Genomic DNA, 12,476 nt, shown 5'->3' on the forward strand with positions numbered 1-12,476 from the left:
TTAAAGATGAATGCTAGTCATCAATTTGTTTTTCAGCTCTGTCGTAAATTCAAATTCGGTATATCTGTCAAACCCATTACTTTTGCAGGCATCAAAAAATTGAAGATATTCATTTTTTACTTCTTCAGAAATTTTGGTATTGGTTAAAACAGCATTTCTAAGCTCTTCAGGATCAGAAAATAGATTCAAAAACGTCCAGTTAACTGTATGCAATGATTTTTCTCTTAAATCTGTTTGAATACTCATTCGAAGAAAATTAACGGGATTATGAAAAGATAAAACTTCCACAATTAACTTTGCCATTTTATCTTTGATTTGGTGGCGATTATACCCTTTGCCACTGCCATCTTGTAGAGGCTCAAATATTTTTTCACTTGTCCAGTAAAAAATATATACAGCGTCTTCTGAAAGTCCAACATTATCCAAATGCTTTTTAAAATATTGAATCTGAAAATCAGTTAGTTCTTCCTCCGAAAGTGGAAAATTTCTGTTATCTGTTCTAATATGATATATCATTTCATTATGGAATAAATAAGGAAAAGGAGCTTCTTCAAATAGACTTATAATCAGTAATTTAAAATCATATGTATTCTGTTTAAAAAATTTCAGATTAGAATTATATGTATTATCCCATAAAAAATTAAGTAAAGAATCAAATGCAAAATTTCTGACACCCTGTTGCAACGCATAGAGTGGGCCTGTATAAAAAAGAGCCTTGACCTGAAGTTCAAATTCAGACCTGTTTAAAGCTTTCAACTGAAATAAACGTGCAACAGTTTCCTTTATCATATTTTGGTCTGCATAATTGTCTATCAATTCCTTCAATTTATCCAAACCTCCACTAAACGCTTTTTTAAAAAACTTTTCCGAAATCTCACGGCTACCAATACGATAACGAAAGTAACGATCAAAGTACATGGGATGGATAATAGAGTTTTTGGCACTTTTGGTTCTTTCCCACCCGAAGAATAAATGATGCAACAATCCTTCAATCAGCTTAATTTCATCATCCTGATATTCATTTTCAGAACGAAGCTTCCTAATAATGGAAATCTTACTCTCCTTGTCTTCGATATATGTATCCAATTCATAAAATTGTGACTCAAGAGTCGCAAAAGCTTGCTCATGAACAAAATCTTTTTTGTTTTCATAAAGCCTGTCATAAATAAGCGGGAAACGAAATTTTAATAATTCCAGAACAAAAAAACTCTCAAAAAATACTTCATCTTTAAGTTTAATATAAATTAGCTTAAAACCATTTATAAACTTTATGATATCGCGGGATTGGCGAAAAATTTTTGGATATGCATACTCATATTGGGGACTAAAACCAGTTGTTAGTATATGCTCTGTAAACACTTTAAAATCATCTGGATCCAAAAATAGTTCAAGATATCCCTGAAGCTGTATCTGCAGATCACTTGAATCACGTTTTGGTAATGGAATCTCTAACTGTATGATCTTATCAAGATAACTTGCGCCTGTATTAGCATTAATTGTAAGAACAGCCCTGTTGACATAGCTTTTATCATAAGCAACCAAATAAAAAATATTAGTAAAATTGGCACTATTTCTTATTATACGGAGCACCTCCAACACTTCTTCGCTATAAAGACGGTCTAAATCATCAATAATAACTACAATTTTTTTTCCAGAACTTTCAAGTAACTGATTAATCCTTTCATAGTCATCAATATAGTTTGATTCATGAAACAAACTTCCTATAATTCCTGTATGCCTTAAAATTTTCTCCATCGTAGAACTTGTACGTGCCAGTTTACGAGAATAGTCTAATACTAATCCTGATATCTTAGGATCTACTCTATACAAATTAGACGAGAGTACATCAAAGAAATCCTGCTGAATATTTGATTTTCCTTCTACACCCCAGGGATTAAATTCTATAACTGAAATCTTTTTTGTATCAAGATTAGTTTTAATAAGATTCATAAAAGAAGTCTTGCCAGTACCGTATTCGCCCAGTATTCCGATAGCAAAAGATTTTTTATTTGAGGTAATATTGATTTTATCTGCAATCTCTTTTGCAATCCCTTTACGATTAAAACTATCTTCATCAGCTTTGAATATAGGTAAATCTTCATAAAAACCATCTGAAGGTAGGTCTTCTAAAATTGGATTTTTTTTGATAATGCTTAAAAACATCGGTACTGTGAATCCTATAATTATTATATCCCAATTACTTAAGACCGGACAAAATCGAAAGCTGTAAAAAATCCAAAATTTACTGGTAGCCATCAAAATATAAAATCCCAGACTAATAATTCCTATCTGTCGTGCAAACATTTTACTTCCATAAATAGTTAACCATAATAAAATGCTAACTGACAACAGTACTAAAACTAGACTATTAAAAATCGTATCTTCAAATTCAGAAATAAGCGGTATAACAAAAACTTTGTTGAGAAGTATATTTAAAGATTTTCTAAAAAAGGATAATGATGCGATAATGGCAACACTAACAGTAATTATTGGTAGTTTTCTGGATATTTGAGATAAGATCATCCTTAATGTTATATAGTTGATTTGGCTATTTTTTTTATCTCAAATATAGATTAATTTCAAATTATTAATATAATTTCTTGAGAACTTTGAATGTAACTTCTACACACTATGAAATCATTTAGAATGCTTATACAAAATAATTCTTTCAAATAGTAGAAGATAACAAAATCTTTAGCGACAACTTTTTAGTTTTGAAAAGATCTAATCTCTAAAGAACTATAATTACTTAATTTTTTTTATATCTCTGATATGTAAATAATATTCAGAATTTCTACTATTTTTGCATAAACAACTCCCATGAGTTATCTTAAACTCAATAAGGATACTTTGTTTTAGTTTGAGATACTTTGCTTTAAAATGGACCATAATTGTACCACTACATTTGGAATACCCTGTAAAGAAAAGAAAGTTAATTTCTGCATCGGCAAATAGAGGGGCAAAGAATCCAAAATAAAATTTGCAAAAAGAGTTAAGATGTTCGTAGAACATTTTAACTCTTTTTTTATTGAAATTCAAAAATGAACGCTAAGTAATATTATACAATTCTATTTAAATAACTCTTTTTTAGTGATATAGTAATATTTTTTTTGTATTATTGTAGTATAGTACAGTATAGTACTGTTGTAAATTTTACTAACTAATTAAGAAAACCATGCAAAAAATTACAAAAGAAACCGTCCCAGTTAAAAACATTCTAGCTTTAATGCTTTTTTTATTAACGATATGTAGCTGGGGGCAGACTTACGAATTTGAAAACGGCACTCGTACCGGAAATGCCGACATTCAGAATTGCGATTCCTGTTCAGGAAAAATAGTCGGTAATTTAGGAGGTACAGGAAGTGTCTCTTTAAACGTCAACGTAGCTACAACAGGCTGGTACAATCTGCAATTGTTTTACTGTACAGGAGATCCGCGTGCAATTCGGTTAACTGCTGGTTCAGCCACGGCTATTGCAATTCCATGTGAGCCAAGTGGAGGATGGAGCACAGCAGCTTCCAAAAATATAAGCGTCTATCTAAACAGCGGTACAACCACTCTGCTTTGGGATAATACCAATTCATGGGCTCCTAATCTGGATAAGTTTGTCTTGACACCATTAGCGGTTGGAACTAACCAAACTATCGCTTTTGGAACAAACAATAGTATTGTTTATAACCTCACTAATAAAACCTATAGCATAAAGTTTAATGGTGCAACTGTAATTAGCAATGCATCTGCTTATGCCAACAGTGATCAGCAATACTTGAGCAGTAATTTTGCTTCGGCGGTTTATACTTCAGAACCGTTTACAGACAATATAGGAAGCGGCACCAAACATATTTTTACTTTAAGTGGGAATTATAATCTTGGAATGCAGCAGATTTTTTACACATACACCAATAAAAACTATTTGGCGGTGCAAGTGGTCTTAACAGGAAACGGATCAAACTGCTATAAAATGTCGCCTTTAACCAGTAACCAGATAACGCCTAATTTTGGAACAGGAGATACAAGAGCCGTATTTGTTCCTTACGATAATGACGCTTGGATTCGCTACAATGCTTATGCTTTAAACTCAGCTGAGTTTACAGCATCAGAAGTAACCAATATTTATAACAATACTAACCGAAAAGGTTTAGTGATTGGTTCTTTGGAACATACAAAATGGAAAACAGGTGTTACGGTAAGTGGTGGAGGTTCTTCGTCGGCTTATGTTTCGGTTGTTGCGGGTTGGACCAAACAAGATGTAACCAGAGATGCGCGAGGACATGGTTGGGTAAATGTCGGCCAGACAAGCTGCCCTTCTCCAAAAGTTATGATTAATGCTACAGATGATTGGAGAACTGGATTTGAAGAATTTGCACAAGCCAACGCAGCAATGCAACCCAAATATATTTTTGATTGGACAGCACCAAAACCAATTGGTTGGAACAGTTGGGGAGCTATGCAGACCAATATTAACTTAACGAAGGCTAAAGCAGTTGTAGATTTTTTTCATAATGATTGCCCTGCGTTTAAAACGGAGGATAATACTTTATTCATCGACTTAGATTCGTATTGGGATAATATGAGTGATTCGGAGTTGGCACAATTTGTTACTTATGCAAAAAGCAAAGGATATAAGGCTGGAATTTATTGGGCTCCGTTTGTAGATTGGGGAAAATACAATCGTCAGGTAGAAGGAAGTTCATTTACTTATAATCAGTGTTGGACAAAAGTCAACGGAAATCCTTTAGAATTGGATGGCGCTTACGCTATGGATCCGACAAGTCCTGGAACTAAGGCAAGAATTCAATATTTTATAAATCGTTTTAAAACTGCTGGATTCGAAATGATAAAAATTGACTTTTTAACTCATGCAAGCATTGAAGCAGACAGCTTTGCAAATAACCAATTGCATACAGGAATGGAAGCATATCAAGAAGGAATGAAATTCTTAATTGACCAAATTGGAGGAACGATGCTGGTTCAGGCAGCTATATCACCTAATCTCGCTACTGGTCCTTTTGTGCATGTAAGACGTATTGCATGTGATGCGTACGCGACAATAAGTGATACCGATTATACTTTGAATAGTACAACTTATGGATGGTGGCAAAATCAAATTTATGATTATATAGATGCAGATCACGTAGTTTTTGGAAATGTTTCAATTGGACAGAATCGTGCAAGATTATTAAGTAGTGTAGTTACAGGAACGGTAATTACAGGTGATGATTTTTCTGTTGCTGGACAATGGAAAACAACTGCGCAGAACCTTTTACAAAATAATGATGTAATGGATGTTGCCCGTAATGAAATGAACTTCATTCCTGCTGATGGAAATACAGGATATAATGCGGCGAATGTTTTTTCGGCAACACATAATAATGTGACATATGTGGCAGTTTTTAATTACAGCAATTCGACTGTGACAAATAATATCAGTTTGAGCCGTTTAGGGCTTGGTTCAGGCAATTATAATGTTAAAGAACTTTATTCTGGAGCCACGAGTACAGCTCAAAGCACATTAAGCGTTCAACTACCTCAGGCTGATGCTGCGATTTATGCTATTTCTAGCGGGACATTAAGTACTCCAAGTTATAATTGGTCGAATGCTTCTACTAATTATGTTTTTCCTAATCCTGCGACAGACAGTTTTAGAATTAAGTTTGATCAGGAAATTAATGGTCCAACAACAATCTCGGTACACAATATAGCAGGAAAAGAAGTTTGGAAAAACACTGTTACAACAAATGGAACAATTAGTTCAGAAATTCCGGTAAACGGTCTTACAAAAGGCGTTTATGTAGTAAAAGTGAAAGCATCTGGACATCCTCAGCAAAATTTTAAATTTGTTAAGAATTAAAAATCTTTAAGTAACTTTTAAAAATCCCGATTTTCATTATGTTGAGAATCGGGATTTTTTGTATTGATGTTTTAGAATTTTTAAACGGCAAATTTGAAATATAGTACTTCTTGTGCTGTATATTTTTTGTTTATTTTTTTGAAATTTTTATCCGTTTATTGTCAGATTGACTATTTTGAAGAAAAAAATGCAATCCTTTTTAAGTGATTTTATTTATTGATTTATAGGTGTTTATGTTTTTGGAATCGGAAAAAATGAGCACTATTTTTACTTATATTCTTGCAGGGTTAATTTTAATTTGTATTATTGTAGTATAGAATAGTATAATAAACCGAAAAACTTATCTAATGAACCACTATCCTTTTCCTTTAAAAAAACTGTTTTTATCTATTTTTCTGGCAGTATTTTTTTGTATATCAGCTTTAGCGCAAAAAAATATTACAATGACTTTTGGTAAAAACGGAATCATTATTTATGATGCGAAACAAAAAACGATTTCAGTAAGCCAATCTGGAAAAACGGTATTTAGCGGAGCAAAAGCTTCTGTTATAGTTAACGGAAAAACCATAACGACAGATTCATATCCGGATGCTGTTTTTGCAAAACAAACCATAAAAGATGATTTAGGAAATGGCTTAAAATATACTTTAATTTATAAAGAAAAAAATAACCCAACTTTAATTCAGAGTTTTTATACTTATACCAATAAGTCTTACTTTATAACTCAAATAGAAATAGTAAATAACGGAAAACAGATTGCGACCAATTATATCTCACCATTAGATTTAGGCAAAATTGCTTTTGATAAAATTGAAAATCTGCACAGCGTTTTTGTTCCTTATGACAATGATGCTTTTATAAGTTATAATTCTAAAAAACTAGATACTATTTCTCAAAATACTAGCGCAGAAGTTGGAATTATATTCAACAACAATTCAAGAAACGGTTTTATTGTAGGTTCGCTTGAACATACCGTTTGGAAAAGCGCTGTTAAAACAATCAATACAAATAAAGAAGCACAATTTTCGGCTTGGGCTGGATTTTCAGAAAAAGAAATAACTAGAGATAGTATTGCGCACGGAATAATAAAAGGTGAAAAAGTTTTATCGCCTAAATTCTTCGTCGGATATTATTCTGATTGGAGAGAGGGAATGGAAGAATATGCAAAAACAAATCGTATTGTGGAGAAACCTTTTGTATTTACTTGGGATAAACCAACTCCAGTTGGCTGGAATAGCTGGGGCGTTTTGATGGAGAAAATTAATTTTGAAAATACGACTAAAGTTGCCGATTTTTTTGCGAACTCAATTCCGCAATTTAGAGTAGGCAATACAGCTTATATTGATCTTGATTCTTTTTGGGATAACATGGTAAAAGGCGGATTTACAGGAGATTTTAGCAAATTAAAAGAATTTACAGATTATTGTAAAAGTAAAGGTTTAGAGCTTGGAGCTTATTGGGCACCTTTTACAGATTGGGGTTGGAAAGACGGCCCAAACCGTAAAGCAGAAGGTAGCGATTATACTTTTGGACAATTGTGGACTAAAACCGGAAATACTTATTTTGATTTCGACGGTGCTCGTGCCATAGATCCTACACATCCTGGAACGCTTAAACGCGTTGATTACGTTATTAATAAGCTAAAAGCATGTGGTTTTAAAATGATAAAAATTGACTTTTTGGGTCACGCCGCTGCAGAATCGACTTCATTCTATGATAAAAATGTGACCACAGGAATGCAGGCTTATAAAGTAGGAATGGAACATTTAGTAAAAGCATTAGATGGACAAATGCTAATTTATGCTGCAATTTCTCCTAATATGGCTACAGGCCGTTACGCACACGTTCGCCGTATTGCATGCGACGCTTGGAAAACAATCGAGCAGACACAATACACATTAAATAGTGTCAATTATGGCTGGTGGCAAACCTATTCCTACGATTATATCGATGCTGATCATGTGGTTTTTGCAGATGTTACCGAAGGCGAGAATCGTGCGAGATTAATTTCGGCTGTCATTACTGGAACATTAATTACAGGAGACGATTACAGCAAAGAAGGAATCTGGAGCAAACGAGCTAAAGATTGGCTTCAAAATCAGGAATTGCTTAAAATTGTTGCCAATGGAGTAGCTTTTCGTCCAGTAGAAGGAAATACGGGAAAACTAACAACTGAAGTTTTCGAACAAAAAATAGGAAATGATTGGTATGTGGCAGTTTTAAATTATGGTTCAGCAGCTAAAAATTTTGCTTTATCATTAGAAAGACTTGGTGTTAAGAACGGTAATTATAAATTGCAAAATCTTTTTACAGCCGAAACTGTTGAGATAAAAAACAACAGTATAGACTTAAATCTTGGTGCTAAAGATGCTGGTTTATTTAAAATAGTAAAACGTTAATTGATAGAATTATGAGAAAACATTTTTTTAAGAAAACGGCTTTAGTATTTACCTTATTTATTCTTTCCTCAAATGTAATTAACGCAACGGTTTTATTACCATCTTTCTTTACAGATAATATGGTTTTGCAGCAAAAAAGCACTGTTCCGTTTTGGGGAGAAAGCGATAAACAATCAGTATCTGTTACAACTTCTTGGGATAAAAAGACTTATAAAGCCAATGTGGTAAACGGTAAATGGAATGTAGTTTTAAAAACTACAGTTTATGGTGGTCCTTATACTATTGCGATAAATGACGGAGATTTAAAAACACTTCAAAATATTTTAATTGGTGAAGTTTGGCTATGTTCCGGACAAAGTAATATGGAAATGCCTTTGGAAGGCTGGGGAAAAATCGATAATTATAAAGAAGAAATTGCAAATGCCGATTATCCTCAAATACGATTATTACAAGCCGAACATATCGAAAGCACTTTACCTCTAAATACACTAAAAGTGCAACACGATGGCTGGAATGTCTGCAGTTCTAAAACTATTGCCGATTTTAGTGCGACAGCTTATTTTTTTGCTAGAAAAATTTATAAAGAAAAAAAGATTCCTATTGGATTAATTCATTCTTCTTGGGGCGGAACATTAATTGAAGCTTGGACAAGTTCTGGAGCCTTAAATACCATTCATGATTTTGATGTTCAGATTGAAGCGATGAAATCTGAAACCAATGCTGCCGCATTATTACAAAAATATAATGCTGACATGGGAGATTGGGAAATGAAAGTGAGAGGTGCAGATGAAGGATTTGAGACAGGAAAAGTGATTTGGGCAGCACCGAATTTTGATGATACTTCATGGAAAACAATGAAAATGCCTTCTTTTTTTGACAGCAACGGATTAGGGAATTTTGATGGTGTAGTCTGGTTTAGAAAAAAAATAAATATTTCAGATACTAGTAAAGATTTTACTCTGAATTATTTCGCTGATGATGACGATATAATTTGGTTTAATGGGAATTATATTGGAGAAACCAGAGGTTATAATGTAGAACGCCATTATACTATTCCAGCCAAATATTTGAAGAAAGGCGAAAACCTAATAACAATAAGAGTTTTTGACGGAGCAGGAAATGGAGGTATTTATGGCGATGAAAATATCGCTTTAAAATCGGATAAAGAGACTATTTCATTGACCGGAGATTGGAAATATGTTATTGGTGTCGACAGTAAAGATTTACCTGGAAAACCGTATTTGGCACAAGGACAAAACCGACCAAGTGCCATATACAATGCCATGATAGCGCCTTTATTAGATTATAAAATAAAAGGAGTAATCTGGTATCAAGGCGAGAGTAATGCCGAAAGAGCGCATCAATATCAAAAGTTAATGCCACTCTTGATAAACGACTGGCGAGATAAATTTAAAGACAAAAATCTTCCTTTTTTCTTTGTGCAATTGGCTAATTATAAAGAGAAGAAAAAACAGCCAGGAGATTCAGATTGGGCAGAATTGAGAGAAGCACAATTCCTAACCTTAAAAGTTCCCAATACAGGAATGGCTGTTACAACCGATATTGGTGATGGAGAAGACATTCATCCAAAAAATAAACAAGATGTAGGAGGGCGCTTGGCGAATATTGCTTTAGCGAAAGTCTATAATACCAAAATTGATTATTCGGGACCTCTTTATAAATCATATAAAATTGAGCATAAGAGCATTATTCTAGATTTTGATTTTAATACCGGTATTAAAGCTAAAGACAATATTCTGAAAGGATTTTCAATTGCGGGATCCGACCAGAAGTTTTATTGGGCAGAAGCAAAAATAGTGGATGGAAAAGTAGTGGTTTATGCTCAGGAAGTTCCAAATCCTGTGGCTGTAAGATACAATTGGGCAGACAATCCAGACGGAAACTTAACCAATGCATCAGGATTGCCAGCATCATCATTTAGAACCGATAATTGGAAAGGAATTACAGAAGGAAAAAAATAAAAAAATAACATATAATAAAATGAAAAAACAAAGTATCAATTTAAGGCAGTCTTTTGCGATAGCATTTTTTATTCTCACGAGTTATTGCACTACAGTTACCGCACAACAGATTATCGCTGTAAAAACAAAAACTAACGCATTAGTTTTACAAGTAACACCTGGAAAAGAAGTAAACACTATTTATTTAGGAGAAAAACTGGCAAACGACTCGGATTATGCTAAAATACAAAGTCAGTTTCGTCAAGGAACGGATTATTCAGGAATTTATAATGCGGCTTACACTGCTTCTGGATCAAAAAATTTATTAGAACCTGCAATTACAGTAACACATGCTGACGGAAACACTTCTTTGGATTTGCTATATGTAAGTCACAAAACGAATGCGGTAAGTACAGGAGTTTCTCAAACCGAAATTACATTAAAAGATCCTGTTTATCCAGTTGAGGTTCATTTGTTTATTCAATCTTATTATGATACTGATGTTATTGAGCAATGGACAACCATTCAGCACAATGAAAAAGGAAGCATCACTTTAAATAAATATGCATCGGCTAATTTATATTTGAAAGGATACAAAAACTTTTATTTGAATCAATATCATGGAGACTGGGCAAAAGAAATGCAGCCAGAAGAAACTAAAATTACTCACGGAATCAAAACTTTAGATACGAAATTAGGTTCTCGCAGCAATTTGTTTCAGCCTTCTGTTTTTATGGTTTCTTTAGATAAACCAGCTACTGAAGATGAAGGGAAAGTTTTATTTGCAGGTTTAGAATGGTCAGGTAACTTTAGAACCGATTTAGAATTAGATCCACTAAATAATCTTCGTGTTATTTCCGGAATCAATAATGCGGCGGCAGCTTATAAATTAGCTAAAAGCGAAGTATTTACTACTCCTAAATTTTGGTACACTTTATCATCAAAAGGAAAAGGAACTGCAAGCCGTAATCTGCACGATTGGTCAAGAAGTTACAAAATCTTAGACGGAAAAGAAGATCGTTTGACCTTATTAAACAACTGGGAAGCAACATATTTTAATTTTGATGAAGAAAAACTTAAAGTTTTAATTGCCGATAGTAAAAAACTAGGCGTTGATATGTTCTTATTGGACGATGGCTGGTTCGGAAATACGTATCCTCGTAACAATGATGATGCAGCTTTGGGAGATTGGGATGTCAATAAAAAGAAATTGCCAAACGGAATTGGAACTTTAGTAAAAACGGCCAAAGACAATCAAGTGAAATTCGGAATTTGGATTGAGCCTGAAATGGTAAATCCTGCAAGTGATTTGTATAAAAAACATCCTGATTGGGTTATCAAACAGCCAGGAAGAGCAGAACATTATTTCCGTAATCAATTGGTTTTAGATTTGGCAAATCCAAAAGTTCAGGATTTTGTTTATGGAGTGGTAGATAATCTTTTTACTGAAAATCCAGAATTGGCTTATATTAAATGGGATTGTAATGCTGTGATTTATAATGCTTATTCTAATTATTTGAAAGACAAACAGAATAATTTCTACACCGATTATGTAAACGGATTGTACAAAGTGCTGGAACGTATACGCGTAAAATATCCAAAAGTGCCAATGATGCTTTGTTCTGGCGGTGGAGGAAGAGTAGATTATGGTGCTTTGAAATACTTTACAGAATTCTGGCCAAGTGACAACACAGATCCTTTAGAGCGTGTTTACATGCAATGGGAATACTCGTATTTTTATCCAGCGCTTACTATTGCGGCACACGTTACAGACTGGGGAAAACAACCTCTAAAATACCGTACAGATGTTGCTATGATGGGAAAATTAGGTTTTGATATTGTGGTAAAAGATTTAAATGAAAAGGATTTGGCTTTCACTCAAAAAGCAATAAAAAACTATAACGAATTAAGCAATACCATCTGGCAGGGAGACCAATATCGTCTGCAGAATCCGTGGGATAATGATGCTGCTTCTGTAATGTTTGTCAATAAAAATGGTAATGAAGCTGTGGTTTTCAGCTATTCTGTTAACTCTAGATATGAAGCAGGAACTCATCTTCCAATTAAACTAAAAGGATTGCAGGCTGGACAAAACTATAAAGTAGAAGAAATTAACGTGTATCCAGATAAAAAACCAGTGGTAGAAACTGCTGTATATTCGGGCGATTTTTTAATGCAAGTTGGGATTAATCCGAATGTTACAGCATCAAACAGTAGTGTTGTTTTAAAAATTACTAAGGCCTAAACTAAATTTCAAACATTAGT

Annotated in this window: 5 protein-coding genes; 4 read left to right on the forward strand and 1 reads right to left on the reverse strand. The window is 33.6% G+C overall.

Features of this window, described 5'->3' with window-relative positions:
- Positions 1–2,523, reverse strand: a complete 2,523-nt coding sequence (locus BLP44_RS14555; RefSeq protein ID WP_091133997.1) for a KAP family P-loop NTPase fold protein — start codon at positions 2,521–2,523, stop codon at positions 1–3.
- A gap of 652 nt (positions 2,524–3,175) precedes the next feature.
- Between BLP44_RS14555 and BLP44_RS14565 the strand changes: the two genes are divergently transcribed.
- The 4 genes from BLP44_RS14565 to BLP44_RS14580 all read left to right on the forward strand — a co-directional run bounded on the left by BLP44_RS14565 (position 3,176) and on the right by BLP44_RS14580 (position 12,456).
- Positions 3,176–5,851: a T9SS type A sorting domain-containing protein gene (locus tag BLP44_RS14565; protein WP_091134002.1), complete on the forward strand. Its 2,676-nt coding sequence runs from the start codon at positions 3,176–3,178 to the stop codon at positions 5,849–5,851.
- A 443-nt stretch (positions 5,852–6,294) separates the two neighbouring features.
- Complete coding sequence (locus BLP44_RS14570) at positions 6,295–8,250, forward strand: alpha-amylase family protein (protein ID WP_244511781.1); 1,956 nt, start codon at positions 6,295–6,297, stop codon at positions 8,248–8,250.
- Between the two features lie 11 nt (positions 8,251–8,261).
- Positions 8,262–10,232 carry a sialate O-acetylesterase gene (locus BLP44_RS14575; RefSeq protein WP_091134006.1) on the forward strand — a complete coding sequence of 657 codons (1,971 nt, stop codon included), beginning with the start codon at positions 8,262–8,264 and terminating at the stop codon, positions 10,230–10,232.
- A 19-nt stretch (positions 10,233–10,251) separates the two neighbouring features.
- Positions 10,252–12,456 (forward strand): alpha-galactosidase, encoded by a 2,205-nt coding sequence (locus BLP44_RS14580; protein ID WP_091134007.1) that lies wholly within the window; start codon positions 10,252–10,254, stop codon positions 12,454–12,456.
- Positions 12,457–12,476 lie beyond the last annotated feature (20 nt).

It is taken from the genome of Flavobacterium anhuiense, assembly GCF_900101855.1.
GTDB classification, from domain to species: Bacteria; Bacteroidota; Bacteroidia; order Flavobacteriales; family Flavobacteriaceae; genus Flavobacterium; species Flavobacterium anhuiense.

Bases quoted from the DNA above. Each gene is read 5' to 3' on its own strand.
- BLP44_RS14565 (WP_091134002.1), top strand. From the start codon at position 3,176: ATGCAAAAAATTACAAAAGAAACCGTCCCAGTTAAAAACATTCTAGCT.
- BLP44_RS14575 (WP_091134006.1), top strand. From the start codon at position 8,262: ATGAGAAAACATTTTTTTAAGAAAACGGCTTTAGTATTTACCTTATTT.
- BLP44_RS14580 (WP_091134007.1), top strand. From the start codon at position 10,252: ATGAAAAAACAAAGTATCAATTTAAGGCAGTCTTTTGCGATAGCATTT.
- BLP44_RS14570 (WP_244511781.1), top strand. From the start codon at position 6,295: ATGACTTTTGGTAAAAACGGAATCATTATTTATGATGCGAAACAAAAA.
- BLP44_RS14555 (WP_091133997.1), bottom strand. From the start codon at position 2,523: ATGATCTTATCTCAAATATCCAGAAAACTACCAATAATTACTGTTAGT.